22 protein-coding genes are annotated in these 25,013 nt (G+C 71.3%); 15 read left to right on the forward strand and 7 right to left on the reverse strand.

The features are described 5' to 3' along the window. Positions 1-66: 66 nt before the first annotated feature. Positions 67-264, forward strand: coding sequence for a hypothetical protein (locus tag LZ198_RS19825; protein ID WP_253973578.1), 198 nt, complete (start codon positions 67-69; stop codon positions 262-264). On the opposite strand, the gene LZ198_RS19830 is transcribed toward LZ198_RS19825, so the two are convergent. The 3 genes from LZ198_RS19830 to LZ198_RS19840 form a co-directional block, all read right to left on the reverse strand. Continuing rightward, a complete protein-coding gene (locus LZ198_RS19830) occupies positions 265-792 on the reverse strand; it encodes an FHA domain-containing protein (protein WP_253973579.1) in 528 nt (175 codons plus the stop codon). A gap of 109 nt (positions 793-901) precedes the next feature. After that, positions 902-1,972 carry a hypothetical protein gene (locus LZ198_RS19835; protein ID WP_253973580.1) on the reverse strand — a complete coding sequence of 357 codons (1,071 nt, stop codon included), beginning with the start codon at positions 1,970-1,972 and terminating at the stop codon, positions 902-904. A gap of 233 nt (positions 1,973-2,205) precedes the next feature. Continuing rightward, positions 2,206-2,775 (reverse strand): hypothetical protein, encoded by a 570-nt coding sequence (locus LZ198_RS19840; protein WP_253973581.1) that lies wholly within the window; start codon positions 2,773-2,775, stop codon positions 2,206-2,208. 693 nt (positions 2,776-3,468) lie between these two features. Between LZ198_RS19840 and LZ198_RS19845 the strand changes: the two genes are divergently transcribed. The 11 genes from LZ198_RS19845 to LZ198_RS19895 all read left to right on the forward strand — a co-directional run bounded on the left by LZ198_RS19845 (position 3,469) and on the right by LZ198_RS19895 (position 16,916). After that, positions 3,469-3,663: a hypothetical protein gene (locus tag LZ198_RS19845; protein ID WP_253973582.1), complete on the forward strand. Its 195-nt coding sequence runs from the start codon at positions 3,469-3,471 to the stop codon at positions 3,661-3,663. After that, positions 3,660-6,632: an ATP-binding protein gene (locus LZ198_RS19850; protein WP_253973583.1), complete on the forward strand. Its 2,973-nt coding sequence runs from the start codon at positions 3,660-3,662 to the stop codon at positions 6,630-6,632. The genes LZ198_RS19845 and LZ198_RS19850 overlap by 4 nt, the downstream gene beginning before the upstream one ends. Continuing rightward, positions 6,629-8,002: a sigma-54-dependent transcriptional regulator gene (locus LZ198_RS19855; RefSeq protein WP_253973584.1), complete on the forward strand. Its 1,374-nt coding sequence runs from the start codon at positions 6,629-6,631 to the stop codon at positions 8,000-8,002. The genes LZ198_RS19850 and LZ198_RS19855 overlap by 4 nt, the downstream gene beginning before the upstream one ends. Before the next feature lie 207 nt (positions 8,003-8,209). Then, positions 8,210-9,319: a porin family protein gene (locus LZ198_RS19860; protein WP_253973585.1), complete on the forward strand. Its 1,110-nt coding sequence runs from the start codon at positions 8,210-8,212 to the stop codon at positions 9,317-9,319. 36 nt (positions 9,320-9,355) lie between these two features. Beyond that, entirely contained in the window at positions 9,356-11,320 is a 1,965-nt protein-coding gene (acs, locus tag LZ198_RS19865) for an acetate--CoA ligase (RefSeq protein WP_253973586.1), read from the forward strand. 28 nt (positions 11,321-11,348) lie between these two features. Next, the gene (locus tag LZ198_RS19870) at positions 11,349-11,627 is read left to right on the forward strand and encodes a DUF485 domain-containing protein (RefSeq protein ID WP_253973587.1); all 279 of its coding nucleotides are present in this window, start codon (positions 11,349-11,351) and stop codon (positions 11,625-11,627) included. A 13-nt stretch (positions 11,628-11,640) separates the two neighbouring features. Then, complete coding sequence (locus LZ198_RS19875) at positions 11,641-13,278, forward strand: sodium:solute symporter family transporter (protein ID WP_253973588.1); 1,638 nt, start codon at positions 11,641-11,643, stop codon at positions 13,276-13,278. 315 nt (positions 13,279-13,593) lie between these two features. After that, positions 13,594-14,019 (forward strand): YeeE/YedE family protein, encoded by a 426-nt coding sequence (locus LZ198_RS19880; protein ID WP_253973589.1) that lies wholly within the window; start codon positions 13,594-13,596, stop codon positions 14,017-14,019. After that, the gene (locus LZ198_RS19885) at positions 14,016-14,459 is read left to right on the forward strand and encodes a DUF6691 family protein (RefSeq protein ID WP_253973590.1); all 444 of its coding nucleotides are present in this window, start codon (positions 14,016-14,018) and stop codon (positions 14,457-14,459) included. The genes LZ198_RS19880 and LZ198_RS19885 overlap by 4 nt, the downstream gene beginning before the upstream one ends. Positions 14,460-14,643: 184 nt before the next feature. Then, positions 14,644-16,224, forward strand: a complete 1,581-nt coding sequence (locus LZ198_RS19890) for an HsdM family class I SAM-dependent methyltransferase (RefSeq protein WP_253973591.1) — start codon at positions 14,644-14,646, stop codon at positions 16,222-16,224. A gap of 107 nt (positions 16,225-16,331) precedes the next feature. Next, entirely contained in the window at positions 16,332-16,916 is a 585-nt protein-coding gene (locus tag LZ198_RS19895; protein ID WP_253973592.1) for a superoxide dismutase family protein, read from the forward strand. Between the two features lie 36 nt (positions 16,917-16,952). Here the strand turns inward: LZ198_RS19895 and LZ198_RS19900 are convergent, their stop codons facing one another. The 4 genes from LZ198_RS19900 to LZ198_RS19915 form a co-directional block, all read right to left on the reverse strand. After that, positions 16,953-17,465: a hypothetical protein gene (locus LZ198_RS19900; protein ID WP_253973593.1), complete on the reverse strand. Its 513-nt coding sequence runs from the start codon at positions 17,463-17,465 to the stop codon at positions 16,953-16,955. A gap of 184 nt (positions 17,466-17,649) precedes the next feature. Beyond that, positions 17,650-19,242, reverse strand: coding sequence for a serine hydrolase (locus tag LZ198_RS19905; protein WP_253973594.1), 1,593 nt, complete (start codon positions 19,240-19,242; stop codon positions 17,650-17,652). A 96-nt stretch (positions 19,243-19,338) separates the two neighbouring features. Continuing rightward, positions 19,339-21,618 (reverse strand): glutamine amidotransferase, encoded by a 2,280-nt coding sequence (locus tag LZ198_RS19910; RefSeq protein WP_253973595.1) that lies wholly within the window; start codon positions 21,616-21,618, stop codon positions 19,339-19,341. A gap of 9 nt (positions 21,619-21,627) precedes the next feature. Beyond that, complete coding sequence (locus LZ198_RS19915; RefSeq protein WP_253973596.1) at positions 21,628-22,386, reverse strand: DUF4159 domain-containing protein; 759 nt, start codon at positions 22,384-22,386, stop codon at positions 21,628-21,630. A gap of 57 nt (positions 22,387-22,443) precedes the next feature. Here LZ198_RS19915 and LZ198_RS19920 point away from each other — a divergent pair, with 57 nt between their 5' ends. From LZ198_RS19920 to LZ198_RS19930, 3 genes are all read left to right on the forward strand, one after another. Beyond that, on the forward strand, positions 22,444-22,707 hold the full coding sequence (locus tag LZ198_RS19920; RefSeq protein ID WP_253973597.1) for a molecular chaperone DnaJ: 264 nt from the start codon (positions 22,444-22,446) through the stop codon (positions 22,705-22,707). A gap of 41 nt (positions 22,708-22,748) precedes the next feature. Further along, positions 22,749-23,459, forward strand: coding sequence for a hypothetical protein (locus LZ198_RS19925; RefSeq protein WP_253973598.1), 711 nt, complete (start codon positions 22,749-22,751; stop codon positions 23,457-23,459). Between the two features lie 93 nt (positions 23,460-23,552). Further along, positions 23,553-24,995, forward strand: a complete 1,443-nt coding sequence (locus LZ198_RS19930) for a DUF6250 domain-containing protein (RefSeq protein ID WP_253973599.1) — start codon at positions 23,553-23,555, stop codon at positions 24,993-24,995. Positions 24,996-25,013: the final 18 nt, after the last annotated feature.

The following is a 25,013-nucleotide window of genomic DNA, read 5'->3' on the forward strand; positions in this document are numbered from 1 at the left end:
GCACGGGCGGCCGGACCTCGTGGACCAGGCGCTCACCGCGGGCCTGCACCTCATGGCGCGAGAGGCGTGGCCTATTCGGTCATCGCGGGACACGTCGAGCGAATCATCAAGGCCGTGCTCGCCCTCTCCGTGCTTGGGGGCGTGGGCGCGTTGCTCTACGTGGGCATCACGCGCGTCCAGCTGCCGGTGGCCCTGGCGGTGCTCGTGGGCGGCGTCACGTTGGTCGCGACCCTGTTGATGCTGCTGTTGCCCGGCCGGCGGTGACTACGGCTGGACGCGCTTCATCTTCGCGTAGAAGGACGGCGTGAGCAGGTAGGCGAAGGTCGCGTCGCCGAAGCCCAGCAGGTCCCCGTCGCGCACGTGCATCTCGCCGCCGGACGCGACCTCCTTGGCGTTCACGAACGTGCCGTTGCTCGACTTGAGGTCGACGATGGTGGTGCCCACCTGCGGCCCCCACCAGCACAGCTTCGCGTGGCGCTTGGAGACGGAGGGCTCGTTGACCACGAGGTCGCAGTCGGGCTGACGCCCCACGGTGAGCACGTCCTCTCCGCCCACCGGCGGCAGCATGGCCACGGTGAGGGCGTCGAAGTGCAGCCAGAGCGCCACCTGTTGCCGCTCGAGGCTGGGGATGTCGCGGGCCATCGTCGTGCGCGCCGCGCCCATCTTCAGGGCCAGCTGCGCCATCACCGGGCTGGGGGGCTTCTGCACGAGCACGAAGGGCCCCACCTGTTTGCAGAAGAACGGCTCGGTCAGGCGCTTGCTCAGCGCGCGCAGCTCCTGAACGGTCATCATCGAAGAAGTCCCCCTGCGGTGGTCGGCGCGCGATTCTGGGGCGGACCGGGCCCCGCGTCGAGTCCTCTTCCGTCATCACCGGTTCGAGGAGGTGGCGCGGACAGGCCCCTCAGCGACGGCGACCCGTCGCGACCGCCGGCTCGGCGAGGGGCGGGGACAGTGCCTCGCGCTCGAAGGACACCCTGGTGCGCTGTGCGAGCCACAGGCCCAGGTGCTCGACCTCGCGCGCGTCCTTGGAACCGCGAATCAGCGCCACCTTCCCGTCCTGTTCATCGTGCAGCCAGAGCGCCCATGAGTGGTCGCCGTCCTCGTCGTCCCGCTGCGCCGTCACCACCAGCCTGCGCACACGGTGCGCCTGGCGGCGGGAGGAGAAGCGTCCCTGGGTGACGCGGACGAAGCGCTCCGGGCCGACCTCCCACCATTGGAGTCCCCAGGATTCGCGCCAGGCCTGCCGCGCCGTCAGCCAGGTGAGCGCGGCCAATCCCAGGGTGGCCAGCGTCTCGATGACGCCATCCGCGCCGAAGAGCCGGCGCCACAGCAGGATGCCCAGGTTGAAGGCGAGCAGCCCCGCCGTCACCCACCACGCCCACGCGGCGATGCGGCGCACCCGCGCGGCCTTCCGCAGCACCGTGCGTCCAGCGCGCTCGGAGACGACCTCGCGATTCATGGGGACGTGCGACGCGAGCGCAGCGTCCTCCAACGGAAGCCGGGAGAACTCGCGCCACCAGCGCAGCAGCTCCGTGTGTTGGTCCTTCGTTCCGGCGCTGGCCAGCGTCACCTTGCGCCCCGTGCGCAGCAGCCCCACCACCGCGCCAACGCCTTGCAGCGGGTAGAGGTCCACCAGGTCAGCGAACGCCACGCGCTGGACGCCGAAGCGGAAGGGCCCCAGCCGGGACGCGCGCTCCACGCCGCGCCGGTCGAAGGACAGGTGCTCGGCGCCCGCCAGCGCTGCGAACAACCCGAAAGCCACCGCGAACCCGGCGGGGGTCCAGAGCGCCAGCCAGAACGACAGGAACAGCGGCGTCAGCGTCACGCCCACGTCGCCTTGTCCCGTCAGCCCCCGGAGCTGCGACAAGGGCACGGACCGCGACAACTCACCGACGAACGTCGCCAGGATTTGGATGGCGAGCACCTCGCCGACGACCCAACCCATCAGCCAGAACCCACAGAAACCCGCCAAGAAGAGCCTCGACCAGCCCCCGGGCGCAAGCCTCGCCCGCCAGGTCTCTCCCTCCTTCTGAAGCCACATGGGGTGCCTTTCCCCGTCCCCGCGGCCGTCATGGCCGCGCGCCCTTCTCCAGATGCGCCCGGCGCTCGCGGAAACCCTGTCACCACATTGTCACCCGGGCGCCACGCGACGGACGTCCTCCGCGCCACGAAGGGCTCCCGCGCTGGAGGAGCGAGCCCACGGACTCATCCCGCGCGACCGTCGGTCGCCACCGCCAATGGGGCGGGCGTCACGGTCAGCGCCTCGCGCTCGAAGGGCACCCCGGTGCGCTGCGCGAACCACAGCCCCAGGTGCTCGACCTCGCGAGGTTCGTCTGAGTAGCGAACCAGGGCCACCTTGCTGCCCTCCCCATGCAACCAGAGCGTCCACTCGTGGTCGCCGTCGTCATCGTCCCGATGAATCTCCACCACCAACCGCGAGACACGGTGCGCCTCGCGCCGGAGGGAGAAGGGGGTCTTGATGACGTGCACGAAGTGCCCTGAACCAACCTCCCACCACTGGAGGGCCCAGGTGTTGCGCCAGGCCTTTCGCGCCGCCGCCCAGGTGACGACGACCAGCCCCAGGGACGTGAGCGTCTCGGGGACACCCTCCGCGCCGAAGCGTCGACGCCACAGCAGGAAGCCCAGATTGACGGCCAGCAGCCCCGCCGTCACCCACCAAGCCCACGCGGCGAAGCGACTCGCCCCGGGGGCCTCGCGCATCACGGTGACGCCCTCTTGTTCGGAGAGCACCTCCCTGCCCGCGGGGACCCGCATCGCGAGCTCCCATCCTGCAACGGGAGCTGGGTGAGTTCACGCCACCGGCCCAACAACTCGGCGTGCTGTTCGTACCTTCCTCCACTGGCCAGCCGCACGGTGCATCCCGCGCGGAGGAGCCCCATCACCGAGCCATCCCTCTGCGACTGATAGAGGTCCACGAGGTCGGCGAACGCCACGCGCTCGAAGCCATGGCGAAAGGGCCCCAGGTTCAACCAACGCTCGACCCCCCGCGGGTCGAAGGAGAGGTGCTCGGTGCGCGCCATCGAACGCAGCAACACGAACGCCACCAGGGGCCAATGAGGGTCCAGAGAACCCATCCGAACGACACGAACAGCGGCGTCAGTGTCCCAACCAGGGACCCATTCCCATCCAACCCCTGGAGCGGCGACAGGGACCGCGGTCGAGAGAGCTTGCCGACGAACGTGGTGATGCCGTCGAGGGCACACATCTCCCCGACGAGCCAGACGGAAAGCCAGAGCGCACAGGCGCCCGCCAGGAAGAACCGCGACCAGCCTCCGGGAGCCAGCCGTGCTCGCCAGGTCTCGCCTTCCCGCCAGAGCCACATGGTGTGTCCATCCATCTCTCACCCCGTGTCTGTCATCGCCGCGCCCTTCGCCAACTCCTCGCCCGCGCGGAACCCCTGCCACTGCATTGTCACCCAGGAGCCACGCGACTGGTATCCTCCACGCCATGAAGCGCCCCTCCGAGCCGGATGCGCCCGCGATGCCGTCGCTGCTCGTCTTCGCCATCGCGGTGCTGCTCTTCGGCTCGCCGCTGAGGCGGGTGTGGCTCTCGGAGGAGGCCCCGGGCTATCTGCCCTTCGTCGTGTGGCTGGGGGTCATCGCCCTGGGCGGATGGGCGGCGCGCCATGGCGGTGACCCGTGACGCTCGAGCTGGGGCCGCTGCTCGCCGCGTCCATCGCCTACCTCCTGGTGCTGTTCTTCGTGGCGTACGCGGCGGAGCGCAACCTCATCCCCTCTCGCGTCACCCAGCACCCACTGGTGTACGCGCTGGCGCTCGGCGTCTATGCGACGTCCTGGTCGTACTTCGGCAGCGTGGGCTACGCGGCGCGACACGGCTTCCGCTACCTGGGCATCTACCTGGGCGTCACCCTCGCCTGCCTGCTGGTGCCCGTGCTGTGGCGCCCGCTGCTGCGGCTGACGCGCGAGCTGCAACTCACCTCGCTGGCGGACCTGCTCGCCTTCCGCTACCCCGGCCAGTCCACCGGCACGGCGGTGACGCTGTTCATGCTCGCCGGCAGCCTCCCCTACCTCGCGCTCCAGGTCCGCGCGGTGGTGGAGTCCGCGAAGGTGCTCAGCCCGTCCGCCTCGCCCACGCTGGTGGGCACCAGCTTCTGCGCGGTGCTCATCGTCTTCTCCGTCCTCTTCGGCGCGCGGCACCTCACCCCGCGCGAGCGACACGAGGGCCTCATGCTGGCCATCGCCTTCGAGTCCGCGGTGAAGGCCGTGGCCCTGGTCGCCGTGGGCGCGTGGGCCGTGTCGTCGGTGTTCGGCGGCGTGGATGGGCTGTGGGCGTGGCTGAAGGCGCATCCGGAGGCGGTGCAGCAGCTCCAGCGCCCCGCGCGCGAGGCCTCCTGGGCGCCCCTGCTGGTGCTCTCCTGCGCGGCCGCGTTCCTCACGCCGCGCAGCTACCACGTCGCCTTCACGGAGGCCCCGGAGCGCGACGCCCTGTCCACCGCGACGTGGGCCTTCCCGCTGCTCCTCCTGGTGATGAACCTGGCGGTGCCGGTGCTGCTGTGGGGCGGCGAGGCCCTGGGACTCCCCTGGCCCGCGGACTTCCACGTGCTCGCCGTGCCCGCCTCGCAAGGCGCCACGGGCCTGGCGTTGGTGGCCTTCCTGGGCGGCGTGTCCGCCTCCAGCGCCATGGTCATCGTCACCACGCTCGCGCTGGCGCCCATGTGCCTGACGCACCTGGTGCTGCCGCTGGGCTACGCGCGCGGTCAGCCCCACCTGTACGGCTGGCTCCTGTGGGCGCGGCGACTGCTCATCGCGCTCATCATCCTGGCGGGCTACGGCTTCTACCGCCTGCTCGACACGCGCGGCCTGGGACTGGTGGACCTGGGGCTGGTGTCCTTCGTCGCGGTGGCGCAGTTCGCCCCAGGCGTGCTGGGCCTGCTGTTCTGGAAGCGGGGCACCCGCGCGGGCCTGCTCGCGGGCCTGCTCGCGGGCGCCTGCGCGTGGGTGGTGACGCTCGTCGTCCCGATGTGGGCCTCGCGCGAGCTGGTGGCGTGGACACATGACCTGGCGGTCCACATGGGCTTCCCCGAGGACGAGCCGTGGGGCTTCGCCACCTTCGCCTCGCTGACGCTCAACGCGCTGGCCTTCGTGGGCGTGTCGCTGGCCACGCGGCAATCCGAGTCCGAAGCGGAGGCGGCGCGGGCGTGCACGCGCGAGACGCCCTCGCTCGTCCCAGGAGGCGTGGAGGCCCGCTCGCCCGGAGAGTTCCGCGAGCGGCTCGCGCCCCTGCTCGGCGAGGAGGCCGCGACGGCGGAGGTGGACCGCGCGCTGGAGGGCCTGGACATGGCGCCGGACGAGCGTCGTCCCCTGGAGCTGCGCCGGCTGCGCGACGGCGTGGAGCGCAACCTGTCCGGCCTGCTGGGGCCCGTGCTGGCGCGGCTGACGGTGGAGGAGGCCCTGCGGTTGGGGCCCGGCCCCCGCGCGGCCCTGGCCGAACAGCTGCGCTTCGTGGAGGAGCGCCTGCGCGACGCGCGCGAGGCCCAGGGGCCCGTGGAGGCGGTGCGCCGCTACCTGCGCCGCATCCTGGAGGACCTGCCGCTGGGCGTCTGCGCGGTGGGACCGGATGGCGAGGTGGTCATCTGGAACGCGGCGCTGGAGCGACTGTCCGGAGTAGAGGAGCACGCGGCGCGTGGCCATCCCCTGGCGGCCCTGCCTCCACCCTGGGGGCCCCTGCTCTCCGGCTTCGCCGCGGGCGAGCAGGCGGACATCGAAGCGCGGCTCTCCCTCGTCGGCGCCGAGCGCACGCTGCGACTGCACCGCTCGCGGCTGACCCAGGACGAGGAGGGCGGCGGCGCGTCGCAGGGCATGGCGCTGCTGGTGGAGGACCAGACGGAGCGCAAGGCGGTGGACGCGCGCATGGCGCACCAGGACCGGCTCGCGTCGCTGGGCCGGGTGGCGGCGGGCGTGGCGCATGAAATCGGCAACCCGCTCACCGCCATCGCCAGCCTCACGCAGAACCTCAAGTACGAGCTGGACGACGCGGACGCGGTGAAGGAGCGCACGGGCCTCATCCTCCAGCAGACGCGCCGCATCGACGCCATCGTCCGGATGCTGGTGGGCTTCAGCCACGCGGGCACGGTGGGCGGCGAGGCGCGGCCCTTCGCGCGGGTGGAGGTGGGCCCGCTCCTGGCGGAGTCCGTGGCGCTGGCCCGCATGGCGCGCGGCGCGTCGAAGTCGCGAGGCGTGTCCTTCGAGCACCGCAGCCCGGAGGGCCTGGTCATCCTCGGGGACTCGCAGCGGCTGGAGCAGGTGCTGGTCAACCTGCTGACCAACGCGGTGGACGCCTCGCCCGAGGGCGCGCGCGTGGAGTTGGAGGCGGAGGCCGTCGACGGGAACATCCACCTGCGGGTGCTGGACCGGGGCCACGGCATCCCCGGGGAGCTGACCCAGCGCGTCTTCGAGCCGTTCTTCACCACCAAGCAACCGGGAGAGGGCACGGGCCTGGGGCTCGCCCTGGTGGCGGGCATCGTCCGGGAGCACGGTGGCGCCATCCAGATGGACAACCGGCCCGGGGGAGGGACTAGCGTGACGGTGAGCCTCCCCGCCGCGCGCGGGACCGCGCCCACCGCGCGCCCGGCTCCGGGGGCTTCCACATGAGTCGAATCCTGGTCATCGAGGACGAGCCCATCATCCGCACGGAGCTGCGCCGGCTGCTCGTGCGCGCCGGCCACGAGGTCTCCGAGGCGGGCGCGGTGCAGGAGGCCTCCAGCGACTACGCGCTCGACTCCTTCGACCTGGTCATCTCCGACCTGCGCCTGCCCGGCGCGCCCGGCACGGACGTCATCGCCCTGTGTCCCGGGGTGCCCGTGCTCATCATGACGAGCTACGCCACGGTGAAGTCGGCCGTGGACGCCATGAAGCTGGGCGCCGTCGACTACATCGCCAAGCCCTTCGACCACGACGAGCTGCTGCTCCAGGTGGAGCGCGTGCTGCGCGAGGGACGGTTGACGCGGCAGAACGTGGCCCTCCGGCGCGAGGTGGAGCAGGCCTGGCCGGTGAGCGGCATGGTGGGCCAGTGCGCGGCCATGCGCGACGTCTTCGAGCGCGTGCGCAAGGTGGCGCCATCGCCCGCCACCGTGCTGGTGCTGGGCGAGTCCGGCACGGGCAAGGAGCTGGTGGCCCGCGCGCTCCACGCGCAGAGCCCCCGCGCGGACGGGCCGCTGGTCTCCGTCAACTGCGCCGCGATTCCCGAGGGCCTCCTGGAGAGCGAGCTGTTCGGCCACGAGAAGGGCGCCTTCACCGGCGCGCTCACCGCGCACGCGGGCCTCGTGGAGGCCGCGCACGGCGGCACCCTCTTCCTCGACGAGGTGGGCGAGCTGCCCGCCCCCGCGCAGGCGCGCCTGTTGCGCATGCTCCAGGACGGCGAGGTGCGGCGCGTGGGCTCCACCCGCCCCCGCAAGGTGGACGTGCGCATCATCGCCGCCACCCACCGGGACCTGCCGCGCCGCGTACAGGAGGGCGCCTTCCGCCAGGACCTCTACTTCCGCCTGCGCGTGGTGGAGATTCGCCTGCCCCCCTTGCGCGAGCGCGGCGAGGACCTGCCCGCGCTGGCGAGGTTCCTCCTGGAGAAGGCGGGCCGGAAGGTGGGCCACGCCACCGCCACGCTGTCCCCGGAAGCGATGGCCGCCCTGTCCGCCCATCCCTGGCCCGGCAACGTGCGCGAGTTGGAGAACGCCCTCGAGCGCGCCGTCATCCTCGCGGACGGGCCCGTCATCACCCCGGAGCTGCTGTCCCTCGAGCTGCCCGGCGGCGGCCCCGACACCAGCCCGCTCGTCCCGGAGCCGCCCGAGGAGGAGGCGGAGACCGCCAGCACGTCCCCCGACTCCATGGAGGAGTACTTCCGCCGCTTCGTCCTGGAGCACCAGGAGCACATGGGCGAGACGGAGCTGGCGAAGCGGCTGGGCATCAGCCGCAAGGCCCTGTGGGAGAAGCGACAGAAGCTGGGCATCCCGCGCGCCCGCAATTGATTGTCATCTCGCGCACCGCCCCCCCACCGTCGCGGCCCGCGTCAATCATTGCCGCGCCGCGCAAATCGTTACGACGCGCCGCGCGAATCGTTACCGGGGTAACGCCCACGTCACCTTCGGTAACGTCCTGACGCGACGAGCCAACCTGCAACGTCCTGAATCCAGTACGTGCGGGCGTTGGCCGGAGTGTTGCTCTGGGAGCGCGGCATGTCCCCAGCCCCGTCCCGCCCGCTGTCGGTCCTGGCCGCGCTCGTCGTGGCGCTGCTCCCCCTCCACTCCGCCCTCGCGGGGAAGCTCACCATCAACGACGAGGCGAACCTCAACATCGCGCTGTTGCTCCAACCCCAGGCGCAGGTCATCAAGGACGCGACGCCGCTGGGGGGCGTGGGCACGGACTTCTTCCTCCGCCGCGTGCGCCTGCTCGTCTACGGCAGCGTGACGAAGCGGCTGTCCTTCTTCATGGAGACGGACCAGCCCAACTTCGGCAAGGACGGCAACTTCAACGCCCAGTTCTACGTGCAGGACGCGTTCGTGTCCTACGAGTTCCTGGACAAGGTCTGGGTGGACGTGGGGCTCATCATCGCGCCGCTGTCGCGCCACAACCTGCAGGGCGCCATCGCGCTCAACACGGTGGACTTCCACTCCAACCTGGTGCGCTTCACCGCGGGGATGGGGAAGGTCTGGCGCGACGTGGGCGTGCAGTTGCGCGGCTTCGTGGGGCCCGTCGGCTTCCGCGCCGCCATCCTCAACGGCCAGGAGGGTGTGCGGCTGGAGAATGGCACCACCGTCAACCCGGATGACCTCCCGCGCGGCGTGGCGATGGTGCGCTGGAACTTCCTCACGCGCGAGGAGGACCTCTTCTTCCAGGGCATCTACTTCGCGGAGAAGACGCACCTGTCCATCGGCGCGGGCGCGGACTACCAGCCCAACGCCGTCGCCAGCGCCACGGGCAAGCACGACTCGGCGGCGTTCTCCGCGGACGTCTTCCTCGACCTGCCCTTCAGCGCGTCGCAGGAGCTGGTCTTCCAGAGCACCGTCTTCCACTACCGCCAGGGCATGGACAACCCGCAGAGCGGCACGGGCCTCCTGTCGGAGCTGGGCTACCGCTTCGGCAAGGTGGAGCCGGTGGTCTCCGCCGAGTACTTCAACTCGCGGGTGCACGCGCAGGACGCCGTCGCGCTGCGCCCCGGCGTCAACCTCTGGTTCATGAAGCACACCTTCAACCTGAAGACGGAGCTGGCCCTCACCCGCGTGGGTGAGCTCTCCGAGGCGGAGACCGGCATCACCGGCACCGCCCAGGTCCAGTTCTTCTACTGACCCCTCCCCTTCCCCCATTCCCACCAGGAGCCCCGGATGACCACGTCGACGGAAGCACTCTTCCCGCCGAAGGAGCACTTCAGCAGCCACGCTCACGTGCAGAGCCTGGAGGACTACCAGCGCCTGTACCGCCGCAGCATCGAGCAGCCCGAGGCCTTCTGGGGCGAGATGGCCCAGCAGCTCACCTGGTTCCATCCGCCGGAGACGGTGCGCGAGGTGAACGCGGAGCAGGTGGACTTCGCCTGGTTCACGGGCGGCAAGCTCAACGCCGCCTTCAACGCGGTGGACCGCCACGCGCGCGAGCGCCCGGGCAAGGCCGCCATCCTCTGGGCGAAGAACGAGCCCGGCGAGTACGAGACCATCACCTTCCGGGACCTCCAGCACCACGTGGGCCGCGTGGCCAACGTGCTCAAGGCCCACGGCGTGCGCAAGGGTGACCGCGTCTGCATCTACCTGCCGATGATTCCGGAGCTGGCCTACACCATGCTCGCCTGCGCCCGCATCGGCGCGGTGCACTCGGTGGTGTTCGCGGGCTTCTCGTCGGAGTCGCTGCGCGAGCGCATCCTCGACTGTGGGGCGAAGGTGCTCGTCACCGCCAACGAGGGGCCGCGCGGCCCCAAGAGCGTCCACACCAAGGCCATCTCGGACGAGGCGGTGGAGGGCCTCACCCAGGTCAGCTCCGTGCTCGTCGTGCGCCGCACCTCCCGCGACGTCCCCATGACGGACGGCCGCGATTACTGGCTGGACACGGAGATGGCGAAGCACCGGGGTGTCTGTCCGGCGGAGTGGATGGACGCCGAGGACCCGCTGTTCATCCTCTACACCTCCGGCTCCACGGGGAAGCCCAAGGGCGTGCTGCACACCACGGGCGGCTACCTGGTGTACGCGGCGACGACGCACCGCTTCGTCTTCGACGTACGGCCGGACGACATCCACTTCTGCACCGCCGACCTGGGCTGGGTGACCGGGCACACGTACCTGCTCTACGGCCCGCTCATCAACGGCACCACCACCGTGCTCTTCGAGTCCACGCCGACCTACCCGGACGCGGGTCGGCTGTGGCGCGTGGTGGACGACCTGAAGACCACCAACATCTACACCGCGCCCACCGCGCTGCGCGCGCTCATCAAGGAGGGCGACGCGTGGGTGAAGCGGTCCTCGCGCAAGTCGCTGCGCCTGCTGGGCAGCGTGGGCGAGCCCATCAACCCGGAGGTGTGGCGCTGGTACCACGACGTGGTGGGCGAGCAGCGCTGCCCCATCATCGACACGTGGTGGCAGACGGAGACGGGGGGCATCCTCATCAGCCCGCTGCCCGGCGCCACGCCGTGCAAGCCCGGCTCCGCCACCCTGCCCTTCTTCGGCGTGGAGCCGGTGTTGCTGGACGACGAGGGCCGCATCATCGAGGGCAACGGCGTCAGCGGCAACCTGTGCCTGGCCCGCTCCTGGCCCGGCCAGGCGCGCACGCTGTACGGCCACCACCAGCGCTTCAAGGACACGTACTACTCGCGCTTCCCCAACCTGTACTTCACCGGCGACGGCTGCCGGCGCGACGAGGACGGGTACTACTGGATCACCGGCCGCGTGGACGACGTGCTCAACGTGTCCGGCCACCGCCTGGGCACCGCGGAGGTGGAGAGCGCGCTGGTGGCCCACGAGGCCGTGGCCGAGGCCGCGGTGGTGGGCTTCCCCCACGACATCAAGGGCACGGGCGTGTGCGCGTTCGTCACGGTGAAGCCGGACTGGCAGGAGACGTCCTCCGAGCAGATGGTGGGCGCGCTCAAGGAGCAGGTGCGCCACGTCATCGGCCCCATCGCCACGCCGGACCGGGTGGTGGTGGTGCAGGGGCTGCCCAAGACGCGCTCGGGGAAGATCCTCCGGCGCATGCTGCGCAAGATCGCCTCCGGCGAGACGGAGAACCTGGGCGACGCCAGCACGCTGGCCGACCCCGCCGTGCTCGACGAGCTGCTCACCCAGGCGGCGCCCGCGCGCGCCAAGCCGTAGTCCATCCCCGTCGCACAGGAGGCAAGACATGTCCGGCAATCCCCAAGAGGACGCCCTGGAAGCACTGGCCGCCGCGCGCTGGCGCGTGGCCGCGGTGCTGACGGTGGCCACGCTGGTGGCGTACTTCGGCTTCATCCTGCTGGTGGCGTTCAACAAGCCGCTGATGGGCGAGCAGCTCACCCCCGGGCTGTCCGTGGGCATCGTCCTGGGCGCGGTGGTCATCGTCACCGCCTGGGCCCTGACGGGCCTCTACATGCTGTGGGCGAACGGCAAGTACGACCGCGCCCTGCACCAACTCCGTCGCTGAAGAGGGCCTGCGCATGAACCCGACCTCGGTCTCCCCCACGCAGCTCGGCCAGCCCAACAGCACGGCCATCGGCTTCTTCATCCTCTTCGTCGGCGTCACCCTGGGAATCACGTACTGGGCGGCGCGCAAGACGAAGACGACCTCGGAGTTCTTCGCCGCCGGCGGCGGCGTCAGCGCCCTGCAGAACGGCTTCGCGCTCGCGGGCGACTACATGAGCGCGGCGAGCTTCCTGGGCATCGCGGGCCTGGTGGCCACCTCCGGCTTCGACGGCCTCATCTATTCGGTGGGCTGGCTGGTGGGCTGGCCGGTGGTGACGTTCCTCATCGCCGAGCCGCTGCGCAACCTGGGCAAGTACACCTTCGCGGACGTGGTGGCCTACCGGCTGCGCCAGACGCCGGTGCGGCTGTCCGCGGCGGTGGGGACGCTCACGGTGGTGAGCTTCTACCTGATCGCTCAGATGGTGGGCGCCGGCAACCTCATCCACATGCTGTTCGGCCTGTCCTACGAGATGGCCGTCGTCATCGTGGGCGCGGTGATGATCCTCTACGTGCTGTTCGGCGGGATGATCGCCACCACCTGGGTCCAGATCGTCAAGGCGGTGCTGCTCCTGGGAGGCGCCACGGGCCTGGCCGGCGCGGTGCTGTACAAGTTCGGCTTCAACCCCGCGACCCTCTTCAACGAGGCGGCCACGCGGTACGGGCCGCAGGTGCTGGCGCCGGGCGCGCTGGTGAGCAACCCGCTGGAGACGGTGTCGCTGGGGCTGGCGCTGATGTTCGGCACGGCGGGCCTGCCGCACATCCTCATGCGCTTCTACACGGTGCCGGACGCGAAGGCCGCGCGCAGCAGCGTGTTCTACGCCACGGGGCTCATCGGCTACTTCTACCTGGTGACGTTCATCCTCGGCTTCGGCGCGTCCGTGCTGGTGGGGCGGCAGGCCATCACCGGGGTGGACAAGGGCGGCAACATGGCGGCGCCCATGCTGGCGGAGGTGGTGGGCGGCACGGGCTTCCTGGGCTTCATCTCCGCGGTGGCCTTCGCCACCATCCTCGCGGTGGTGGCCGGCCTGACGCTGTCCGGCGCGGCGGCGCTGTCGCACGACCTGTGGTCCAGCGTGGTGCGCAAGGGCGAGGCGCCAGAGCACGAGCAGCTCAAGGTGGCGCGGCTGGCGAGCCTCTTCCTGGGCGTGCTCGCCATCGTCCTGGGCGTGGTCTTCAAGGGGCAGAACGTGGCCTTCATGGTGGGGCTGGCCTTCGCCATCGCCGCGAGCGCCAACTTCCCCGCGCTGCTGTTGTCCATGGCGTGGAAGGGCTTCACCACGCGCGGCGCGGTGGCGAGCATGCTCACCGGCGCCATCAGCTCCGTGCTGCTCATCTTCCTGTCGCCCACCGTACAGGTGGACCTGCTGAAGAACGCGACCGCGCTGTTTCCGCTGAAGAATCCAGGCATCATCACGATTCCGCTGGCCTTCGTCGTGGGAGGAATCGTTTCGCTGCTGTCTCCGGAGCGCGAGGCCTCCTCGCGCTTCGCCGAGGTGAAGCACCGGATGCATGTCGGCCTGGGCAAGCCCTCGCCGGTGGCCGCCGTCCCCTCGACGGCCACCGCCTCGGCGGCATCCACGCCTTCCGCCACGGCCACGCCCAGCAAGGCGTGAGCGTGCGTCACACACGCCCTCCTCTTTCATTGCTCCTGGGGAGGAGGGCAGGGACGGGGACTCAGGCTTCCAAGGGGCCTGGGTCCCGTCCCCTTTTCACCCGCCGGTGCGCGCCGCGAGCAGCCCCGTCGCCCGCCCCCTGAAGCCAGGGAGGCCGGACGGCCGAGGGCCCCGGGCGCGCCCGCCCCACTCCACCCGAGAATCCTTTCGCGCCCCGCATGGCTCTCACGGGCGCACCCCGTCATCATGGCGGGGTGACCGGGGGCGTCGAGACCCGCCCCTGCTCGGACTCTCTTCTCGTCGGGTGTGGCTTCGATGAACTCCTACCTCCTTCCCCTGCTGGGCGGCGTCCTCATCGGCGTGGCCGCCTCGCTCCTCTTGCTCTTCAACGGCCGCGTCGCGGGCATCAGCGGCATCCTCGGTGGGCTGCTGGCCCCCGCTCCCGGCGAGGCCGGCTGGCGGGGCGCCTTCCTCCTGGGGCTCGCGGGCGGTGGCGTGCTGCTGGCGCTCGTCCGGCCGCACGCCTTCGGAGCCCCCGTGGTGCCGGGGCTCGGGGTCGCCGTCGTCGCGGGGCTGCTGGTGGGTTTCGGCACGCGGCTGGGCAACGGCTGCACGAGCGGCCACGGCGTCTGCGGGCTGGCGCGGGGCGCGGGGCGCTCGCTGGTGGCGACGCTGGTGTTCATGGCGACGGGCGCGCTCACCGTCTTCGTCGCGCGGCACGTGGTGGGGGGCGCGCCATGAAGGCCTCGCTCGCGGCGGGACTGGCCGGGCTGCTGTTCGCGGTGGGCCTGGGGCTGGGCGGCATGACGGACCCGGCGAAGGTGGTGGGCTTCCTCGACGTGGCGGGCGCGTGGGACCCGAGCCTCGCGTTCGTCATGGCGGGCGCGCTCGGCAGCCACGCGCTGCTGCGGCGCCTCATCCTGCGCCGACGGCGGCCGGTGCTCGCGCCCGCGTTCCCCACCGCGGGCACGACGCGCGTGGACGCGCGGCTCGTTGCGGGCGCGGCGCTCTTCGGCGTGGGCTGGGGACTGGCGGGCTACTGCCCGGGGCCCGCGCTCGTGGTCCTGCCCGTGGGAGGCGCGACGGTGCTGCTCTTCGTCGTCGGAATGGTGGTGGGGATGGGCGCCTTCCGGTGGTGGGAATCCCGGCTCACGGCACGCACGCAGGCCCAGCCAGGCTGACGCAGGAGCCGCTGTCGGACGTCCGCGGCACGTGCGGGCTAAGGGAAACCCCTTGCTGCGGGCTCCCAAACTCAGACTCCCGGGCATGTGAATTGATTGGGACATCACATCCGCACACAAGCGGCGCTTGAATCACAGCCCGCGGGATACTGGGCGCATGCGTGGTCGCTAGGATGGGTCCCCGATGCCACGCGCAGCGAATAGGATTCTGGACGTCGACGAGGAAAAGCTCGTCCACCAGTTCCCCGGGCTGGACCGAAAAGCGGTGGGGGCGTTCTTCACCCCCGCGCCGCTGGTGGAGCGCACGCTATCGCTTGCGATGGCGCACCTGGGGGACGGGCCACTCACTGTCATCGATCCGGCCTGCGGGGCCGGAGCGTTTCTCTCGGCCGCCGCCAAGCTCTGGCCCGGCGCCCGACTCTGCGGGTTGGAGCTGGATCCAGCCGTCGCCCGGCTGTGTCAGGCCCGAGTCCCCAGCGCGGAGGTGCGCGAGGGTGACGCGCTGCGCGCGGGGATGGACCCCATCCTGGCCACGGTGTCCCCGGACCACCGTGAGCTGTGGGTGGGCAATCCGCCCTACAACGGCACGTCCCCCGTGCTGAAGGACCCCAATGCCTACGCGAAGCTGCGGGCGCTGCTCCCGTTCGCGCTTCCACCGGGCACCAGCCTGCGGGACGACTTCGCGTTCTTCCTGCTGGTGGCGGCGCAAAGACTCTCCACGCGCCCGGGGGTGCTGGCCTTCATCACGCCCGCGAGCCTGTTGGATGCCTTTCTCTACGCGCCCCTGCGCCAATCCCTCACACGCACCCTCGCCTTGCGGGAGGTGGTGGACCTGGGCCCTGGCGCGTTCGCGGGCACGCAGGTGCGCACCTGCATCACCGTGTGGTCATCCATTCCAGGCCACATGGACCCGCCGCGCTTCGAGCGCAAGGGCAGCTTCCAGCACTTCACGCCGGAGGCCCCGGAGTGGCGGCTGGCGCCCACGACGCCGGAGGCCAGCGCGCTGGACGCGCGGTGGAGCGCGCTCGGCGAGCCGCTCACCACGCTGGTGCCGGTGAGCCTGCCCGGGGTGAAGACGCGCTTCGACGAGCTGCTGGTGGACGCGGACCCGCAGCGCCTGCTCGAGCGCATCCGCGCCTTCGCCGCCGCCACCGAGGAGTCGCTGCCCGAGTTCGCGCGGGCCCACGGCCTGCCGGAGGAGCTGCTGCCCAAGCTGCGGGCGCTGAAGGTGGGGACGCCGCTGGAGGTGGACGCGCGCCACCTGCGCCCCTTCTTCCGCTATGGCGGAGCCCGGCACCGCGGCACCCTGCCGCCCGAGGCGCGCGCCTACTGCTACCTGGACCGGCGCCTCATCCCACGCGGGGACCACCGCCTGCGCGGGCCGTACGACCCGCACGTCGGGGCGGTGAAGCTGCTCTTCAACGTGCGGGAGCTGCCCCTGTCCGCGGCGCTGCTCGAGGAGGAGGGCTGCGTCCACGACCACCGGCACGCGCGCTTCGCGCCGCTGTACGTGCCCCAGCGCCTCCGCGACGAGGGGCTGCGGGTCACACGCTCGGTGGAATCCGCGGACGAGCTGGGCCCGCTGGTGCCGAACCTGTCACCGCGCGGGTTGGAGTGGGCGGAGACGCTGGGCGGCCCGCAGGCCGCGTTCCAGGCCATCGTGCGGTTCCTCAACAGCGCCGACGTCCAGCGCAACTGGGCGCCCGCGTTCGGCGCTTCACGCGTGGTGCCCGTTCCACTGGTGACGTCGGAGTCCCAGCAGTGAACATCCCGCTTCGAGCGGCCCGCATGGTTTCCCACCGGGCCGCTTGAACAACCGCTAGTGTCCGCCCGTCGCTGAGCACACATCTCCTCAGGAGGAAGGACACTCTCATGAAGATCCGAGCGCTGCTGACCGCCACCGTCCTCACCGCCGCCGCCCCCGCGCTGGCCCAGGCGCCCCAGGCCGCGGCCCCCGCGCCGGCGGAGCAGCCCCCCGCCGCCGCCGCGCCGAAGCAGCCCGCGCCGAAGAAGGGCGAGACGGCGAAGGCCGTGATGCGGGACGCCCAGGGCAAGGACCTGGGTGAAATCACCCTCGAGCAGACGGCCGGTGGCGTCGTCATCAAGGGCACCCTGACCAACCTGGCGCCGGGCGAGCACGCCATCCACATCCACGAGGTGGGCAAGTGCGAGGCCCCGGACTTCAAGACGGCGGGTGGCCACTTCAACCCGACGAAGAAGGCCCACGGCATCATGGCCACCAAGGGCAAGCACCACGGCGACCTGCCCAACCTCTACGTGGACCCGGAGGGCAAGGTGCAGTTCGACACGTTCGCCACCGGCGGCCTCACCGTGAAGTCGCTGTTCGACAAGGACGGCTCCGCCATCGTCGTCCACGCCAAGCAGGATGACTACTACTCCGACCCGACCGGCGACGCCGGTGGCCGCATCGCCTGCGGCGTGGTGGAGAAGCAGTAACCCGTCGGTCGTGTTCGTGGCTTCCCGCCGAGTGCCTCACGGCCAGGCGGGAAGCTCACGGCGCCACGCGAAGCGCCTCGCGCAGACGGACTCCTGGGGTTTATGGAAGGTGAGGAGATAGGACCCCTGCACCAGTTCGCAGCGATTGCGCCGGCACACGGCGCCGCTCGGCCTGGAATTGATGACGCCGCAGATGATGGCGCACTTCAGCTGCTCGGCCTTGGCCTTCCCCTTCGCCTCCCACCACGCACGATTCACCGCGACGAAGGCAGGCTCGGCAATCCCCAGGGTCGTCCAGATGAGGACATCGTCGCAATCCCGGTCCTCTCGGCACGTGGCACGAGACTCCAACTCCAACAGGAACCGCATCGCGGGAGGGTTGCACTCGGGCCTACCGGCGCTCGGGCCTGGAGGCAGCCCCTCTTCCGCCAGGCATTGGCTCAGCGCGAGTTGCTCCGACGGAAGGTAGTTCGAGGGGCGACGGGCGAGGCAGCCCGACAGGCCACAGGCCAGCATCCAGACGACAGGGACGGAGACACGTCGCGACAAGGCGCTCATCGAGCCGGCGACGGTAGCACGACCCCATCACCGCCCTCGGAACCCCTCACATCCAACGACGACCCCTCGGCGCGGGCCGCGGCGCGCTCGGATGAGCGACACGGCGCGACGTCACCACCGGTGGACGCCACTCCGGCCCCTGGCCCCGCGACGCGCGGAGCGGAAGCCCCCCGGCTCAGTGGACGGGTCGGGCGACGGCGGCGCCCGCCGGCTCCTGCACGGGCGCGAAGCGCAGGTCCTGGAAGTCGAAGCTGAAGTCGGTGAGCGGCGACACGGGCTGCATCCGCATCTCCCCCAGCGAACCATCCGGCTTGAGCGTGAAGGACACGAACGCGTCCGCGTTGAGCGAGCGGTCCCTCCAGCGCGCGACGAACGTGTCGTATTGCCAGTGCTCCAGGTCGCCCACGAGTCCCGGCGTGCGGCCGAAGCGCAGCACCAGCTTTTCGCCCTCGCGCACCAGCGTCACGTCGCCGTACCACGGGTCGCGGAACTTCCCGGCGTACGCCTCGAGCGGCAGCGACGGCTTGGACTGCGTGTTGCGCCCACCCTGGAGGCCCGCGAGCTGTCCCTCCGCCTTGGCCCGCTTCGCGTCGTCGTCCGCCTTGAACGCGGCCACCCAGTCCGTCGCGGGCGCGCCCAGGTACGCGTCGAGCACCGTCCACAGGGGCACCTCGAAGCCGCCGCGCTCCTCCTGGTTCGTCAGCACGGCGATGCCCAGGTTCAGCTCCGGCACCAGCAGCACACGCGAGTAGTAGCCCGGCAGCGCGCCGCTGTGCCCCACCAGCTTGTAGCCCCGGTAGTCCCGCAGCGACCAGCCCAGGGCATAGGCCGCGAAGTTCGCGCGCAGCCCCGTCAGCGCCTTCGACGGCTCGGGGACGGACATCACCGTCTGCGCCGCCCACATCTCCTTCGACTGCGCCTCGCTGAACAGGCGCTTCTTCCCCTCCGTGCCCGGAACCACGCCCCGGCCCAACTGCGTCAACATCCACTTCGCCAGGTCGTTCACCGTGGAGTTGATGGCCGCCGCGGGCGCGTTGTTGTCGAAGCCCATGGGGGAGATGGGCTTGAGCACGCCGTCCGCCTTGGCGTGCGGCGTCGCCACGTTGGCGCTCACGCGCAGCGCCTTGGACAGCGTGCTGCTGTCCTTCATGGCCAGCGGCAGGAAGATGCGCTCGCGCACGAAGTCGCGCCAGTGCCGGCCGCTCACCTTCTCGATGACCTTGCCCGCGACCAGGTAGAGGATGTTGTCGTACGCGTAGCGGCTGCGGAAGCTCGTCGCGGGCGCGATGTGGCGCAGCTTCGCGACGATTTCGTCCTCGGTGAAGGTGGACTGCGGGAAGTACAGCAGGTCCCCCGCGCCCAACCCCAAGCCGCTGCGGTGGACGAACAGGTCGCGCACCGTCATCTCGCGCGTGACGTACGGGTCGAACATCTGGAAGGACGGCACGTGGTCCACCACGCGGTCGTCCCAGCTGAGCTTCCCCTCGTCGACGAGCATCGCCACGGCGGCCGCCGTGAAGGCCTTGCTGTTGGAGGCGATGGCGAACAGCGTGTCCGCCGTCACCGGCGCCGCGTCGCCCAGCTTGCGCACGCCGTAGCCCTTGGCCAGGACGACCTTGCCGTCCTTCACCACCGCCAGCGCCACGCCGGGCACGTCGAACGTCTTCAGCGTGCGCTCCATCGTCGCGTCCAGGTCCGGCGGCAACGACTGCGCGAGCGACGGGGTCAGCGGCAGGAAGACGACGAGCAGCGCGAGGACATGGCGCACGCGGAGGACTCCAGGAAGAGGGCGTTCTCCCCTGTCTAGCGCACCCGTCGCCCACGCTACAGCGCCCGGCGTTGCGCCAGGCGCCGTCACACCGCGTTACACGTAGCCGAAGCGGCGGCGCGCGAACCACTCCGCGCCCAGCAAGCCGACGAGCGCCACCAGGTAGTACCAGCGGTCCCACAGCGGCTGGTCCTTCGCGCGGCCCACCTCCACCACCGGCGGGTCCAGCAGCGGCACGTCCGGCAGGCCGTCCTGCGGCAGCTTGTACGCCTTGCCGCCCGTCACCTTCGCGACCTGCTCCATCAGCTCCGGCCGCACGGAGGCGTCCGACAGCTCCGGCCCCACCGCGCGCACCGCCACCGCGTCCTCGCCCTGCCCCAGGTCCGTCTCGCCCTTCTTCGCGGAGGCCAACAACTTGTACGGCCCCGGCGCCGGCGGCGCGAACTCCAACCGCACCACGCCGTCCACGCCCGTGGCGCCGGTCTGCACCGCCACCGGCTTCTGCGTGGCCACGGAGAACAGCTCCACGCGCACCTGCGCGTCCTGCGCGGGCTGGTAGTCCGCGCTGCGCGCCTGCACCACCACGCCCACCGGCCGCCCCGGCTCCACCGACGGCGGGTCCGCCGTCACCTTCAGCGTCGTCAGGTCCGGGTCGCGCACCAGCCACCGCAGCGCGTTGCCCCAGAAGCGGTCATACGCGCGGTTGGGCGAGCCGTCGCGGTGCGCGGCGAAGGCCCAGTACCAGGACGCGTCCGTCGCCATGACGAGCGCGCGGCCCCGGCCGTAGTCCCACACCGCCACGAGCGGCGCGTTCTTCCCGTTGACCGTCTGGTGCGGATGCTCCAGCAGCACCGTGGCGCCCGGGCGGGCCTGCGTGAGGTTGATGCCGGGGATGGGCGGCAGCTCCGCCCACGCGGCCTCGGTGCTCGACGCGCCCGTGCCGATGGCCGTCACCGGGTGGCGCAGCCCCTCCGGCGTCAGGCGCGCGGTGAAGGGCTCCGGGTTGGCGGGGCCCGCCGCGGCCACGGGCAGGGCCTCCATCAGCGTGGGCATCGTCGCGCGGCCCTCGCCCAGCACGCTGTCGCCGCCGATCATCACGAAGGCGCCGCCGTTGTGGATGTAGCGCTCCAGGTTGCGCTCGTACTCGGCGATGGACAGCGACGGGTCCGCGTGCCCGAAGTTCTGGAAGACGACGACGTCGAAGGTGTCCAGCTTCGTGTCGAAGATCTCCTCCATGGGGAACGGGATGAGCGACAGCTCGCGCTCGCTCGACACGCCCGGGTCGTCCGACAGCGTGCGCAGGATGTAGAAGCTGATGAGGTCCACGTTCGCGTCCTGGCGCAGCAGGCCGCGCAGGTAGCGCTCGTCCCACGACGGCCGGCCCACCACCAGCAGCACACGCACGCGGTCGCGGATGACCTTCAGCGTGAAGGAGCGGCTGTTGTTGTCCGCCACCGCCTCGTCCGGGAAGGTGGGCACCGACACCGTGTAGACGAAGCGCCCGGTCTGGTCCGGCGTGAAGGTGAAGGACACCTGCTTCACGTCGTCGTTCGTCTCGAAGCGCACCGTCTTGCTCGCCACCGTCTTGCCCTCCTGGCCGAGCACGACGGGCACCTCCTGCCCCCGGAAGCCGCGGCCATGCACCTCCGCCTCCACGGTGAGCGAGTTGCGCACGAAGGCGAAGTCGTCGACCTTGAGGCCCTCGATGGCCAGGTCCTTCAAGGCCTCCTGCCCCACGGTGAAGGTGGAGACGGGCACGCCCAGGTCCGCCAGCGCCGCGCGGGCGCGCCCCACCACGCCCGCCTTCAGCTCCGTGTTGTCCGCGCCGTCGCTGAACAGGAGCACGCCGGACAGCTTGCGCGAGCCCTGCCCCGCCCCCGCCGACGAGCGCAGCGCCGCCAGCAGGTCCGTGGTGCCCGCGCGCGCCGGGTCCTTGGCCAGCGACGCGGGCGTCACCGGGGCCAGCTCCGGGTCGAAGCCGTACATCTCCACCGTGAAGCGGTCCTGGAGCGCCGCCAGCGACGGCGCGGCCTTCTCCAGGAAGGCGGCCACCTGCGCGCTGCGCGTGGGGCCGTTGGGTTCGGACGGGAAGCCCATGGACGCCGAGCGGTCCACCAGCACCGCCACGCGGTTCTTCATCCGCGCGACCTGCAGGTGACGGATGCCCGGCTCCAGCAGGAAGAAGAGCGCGGCCACGCCCGCGGCCAGCCGCAGGGTCCACAGCAGGACGCGGCGCCCGCGCGAGGGCTCACGACGCACGCCCCAGGCCGCCAGGCCCACGCCCAGCACCAACCCGAGCGCGAGCGCGACGAGCGCCCACGAGGGCAGCGGGGAGAGGCTGACGAGCTTCCAGGCGTTGAAGGTGGGGGAGTTCATCCAGGCTCTTCAGCGCCGCTTGTTGAGGATGAGCGGCAGGTGGACGGCGTCGTCCTTGTAGTCCAGGCAGAGGGCGTACATGCACACGTTGATGCCCAGGCGCACGGCCAGCTCGCGCTGGGGCTCGCCGCCGGGGCTCACGTCGAACTCGTAGTCCCCGGACTCGTTGCGGCTCCACGCCCCGGCCAGGTCGTTCTGCGAGTACAGCACCGCGGCGCGCTTGCCCAGGGTGGCCGCCAGCATCTGGGGCTTGTTGAGCAGCCGCCCCGGGGCCGAGTCCAGCAGGAAGAAGGACTTGTACACCACGTGGTTGGAGGGGACCTCCGCGAGCCGGTTCTGGGGCAGCACGCGCGCCATCTCCCGCCGGAAGCTGGCGTCGAAGCCGGCGCCGTCGCTGGCGTCGTTGGCGTCCGCCAGCATGAAGCCGCCGTACGTGAGGTAGCGGCGCAGGTTGGTCACCTCCGCGTCGCCCAGCGCGGGGAAGGCGCCGTCGCCGCCGAAGTAGAGGAACGGATACTCGAAGAGGTCCGGGCTGCTCAGCGGGAAGGGGCGCGCGTCGGGGACGACCTCCACGGACGTGCGCCGCTGCAGCTCCCAGGCGATGCGCCGCAGGCCCGACAGCCGCCCGTCCCAGCGTCCCCCGTGCTTCGCGACGGCGGGGATGAAGCGGCTCTTCTCGCCGAAGGCGTGCGCACGCCCCGCCAGCAGCGGGACGAGCGCGGCGGAGCCGAGCAGGAGGTTTCGACGGGTCAGGCGCCGCGCGGACATAAGACGCATCTATATACCGTCGACGGGTCCTCGCATTCCCCGGTATAGAGCGCCCCCATGGCAAAAGGCGGACAGACGCCCCCGGCCCCCGGCTCCCCGGAGCTCCGCGCGGCCTGGGCCCGGAAGGAGGCCGGCGACGTCGCCGGGGCGCGGCGCGACGCCGAGCGTCTCCTGTCGGGCACTCCCTCCCCCGAGGACCGGGCCGAGGCCGAGGAGCTGCTGCGCCGCACCGCCACGCCCCGCGGCCTCTACGCCTTCGCGCTCGTGGGCGCCGCCGTCTTCGTCCTGCTGCTGCTGTTGGCGCTCACCCGGTACGCTTAGACTCGGAAGACGCGCGTCCTCGTCGCAAGGAGATGGAGCCCATGGAAGGCCTCCTCCAGGCCCTCAAGTCGTATCAGGAGTTCAACCCCTCGGGCTGGGTCGGCATCTACCGCCTGCTGCCCATGTGGGCGGGCATCATCGCCTGCGTGCTGGGGCTGACACTGCTGCTCGTCGGCGGCGGACCGCGCATGTTCCGGGTGCTCGCGGGGCCCATCGGCGCGCTGCTGGGCCTGCTGTGGACGGGCGTGGTGCTCGCCAAGCTGGGCCTGCCGGAGGTGGATCCGCGCATGCCCTCCATCGTGGCCGCGGTGCTGCTGGTGCTGGGGTTCGCCTTCCCCCCCGCCGTCACCTTCATCGGCCTGGGCATCCCGCTGGGGCTGGTGGCCGGGCAGATCGCCGGGCCCCAGGACTTCCTGCTCGGCTTCGCGCCGGGGTTCATCATCGGCGGGCTGGTGGGCGCGCTGCTGCACCGCGTGTTCAGCGCGCTGGTGGCGGCCGCGGCGGGCGGCTGGGTGCTGGTGATTGGCGCGCTGGCGGCCCTGCACCAGTTCGGCGGGCTGGTGGCCGCCGTGGCGAGCCGCCCCTGGGGCGTCATCGTCGCCGCGGGCCTGTTCGCCATCGCCGGCGCCGTGTACCAGTTGGCCATGCGGCCTTCCCCGGAAGAGTCCGACAAGCTGCGCGCCGAGAAGGAACGGCAGAAGCTGCGCCAGGCGGAACAGCGGGCGCTCGAGAAACGTTGGGGGGTCAAGTAGCCAACCCCCCGGGGTCGCTGGCCGCGCTTTACCTCCACCGGCGTGGCGCGTACATTCCGCCCCCTTTCCCCCCGGAAATCCCCCGAAGGAGCAATGGGTCAGGCCAGGCGCAAGGAGAAGGAAAAGCAGCCGGAGTCCCCTCCCGAGCCCACGCCCGGGCAGGAGTCGGTCACCCCGAAGGCGGCATGGCAGAAGCCGCAGGGGCTGACGCGTCGCGGCTGGGCCGTGCTCGCCGGCGTCATCCTGTTCATCCAGTTCCCGCTCATCCACTACGTGTTCCTGCGCGGGGACGCGGAGGTGACGGCGCAGGTCCCCTACAGCCAGGACTTCGACGACCCGGCGGTGGTGAAGCGCGACTTCTCCTCCGTGGGCGGCTACTGGCGGGTGATGCGGGGCGAGCTGCTGGCGCCCGGCGTGAAGAACAACCCGCTGTGGCTCCAGGCGCCGCTGCCGGACGACGTGGCCATCGAGTTCGACGTCCGGTCGGAGATGCCGGAGGGCGACATCCGGGTGGAGGTGTTCGGCAACGGCATGGACCCCGCCTCCGGCTACACGCTGGTCCAGGGCGGGTGGAACAACTCCACCTCCGTGCTGGCGCGCCTGGACATCAACGCGCAGTCGCTCGACGTGCTCAAGCGCCGCGCGGCGCGCAAGGCCGAGGGCGGCGGCGACGCGAGCCTCGCCAGCGTCTTCAGCGACGACACCCGCGTGCGGGTGGAGGCGCGCAACACGCCCGTGCAGGCGGGCCGCACGTACCACTGGCGCATCGAGCGCCGGGGCACGCTGCTGCGCTGGTCCATCGACGGGGAGCCGTTCCTGGAGCTGGATGATCCGCGCCCGCTCGGGGGCCCCGGCCACGACCGGCTGGGCCTGTCCGGCTTCGAGTCGCAGATCTACTTCGACAACCTCCGCGTGGACTCGCCGGAGCGGCTGCCGGCCCGGGCCCGTCCCGCCGCGCCCCAGGTTCCCGCCGGCCCCTTCGCGGACGACTTCAACCGCGACACGCTGGGCGACGACTGGAACGTCACCAACCCGGACGCGGTGAAGCTGGTGGACGGGGCGCTCGTGGTGGAGCTGCTCCACAACCGCCCCGTGTGGCTCAAGCGCCCCCTGCCGCGCGACGCCACCATCGAGTTCGACGCCTGGACGGACAGCCCCGAGGGCGACATCAAGGTCGAAGCCTGGGGTGACGGCCGGTCGTTCTACAACGGCGACCTGCGGCTGCAGTACACGGCCACCGGCTACGTCTTCATCTTCGGCGGCTGGCGCAACACCCAGTCCGTCATCGCCCGCCAGAACGAGCACACCGCCGACCGCTCGGTTCGCGACGGCGCCGCCGTGGTGCCGGGCAAGCGCCACCACTTCAAGCTGACCCGCCGGGGCGACACGCTCGCGTGGGAGCTGGATGGGCAGCCCTTCCTCACCCTCAAGGACCCCGTCCCCCTGGAGGGAGCGCGCAACCAGTACTTCGCCTTCTCGGGATGGAAGACCCGGGTCCACTTCGACAATCTGAAGATCGAGCCGCTGGCCCCCTAGCGGACAAGGAAAGTCACA

The sequence above is a fragment of the Myxococcus dinghuensis genome, assembly GCF_024198235.1.
Taxonomy (GTDB): Bacteria; Myxococcota; Myxococcia; order Myxococcales; family Myxococcaceae; genus Myxococcus; species Myxococcus dinghuensis.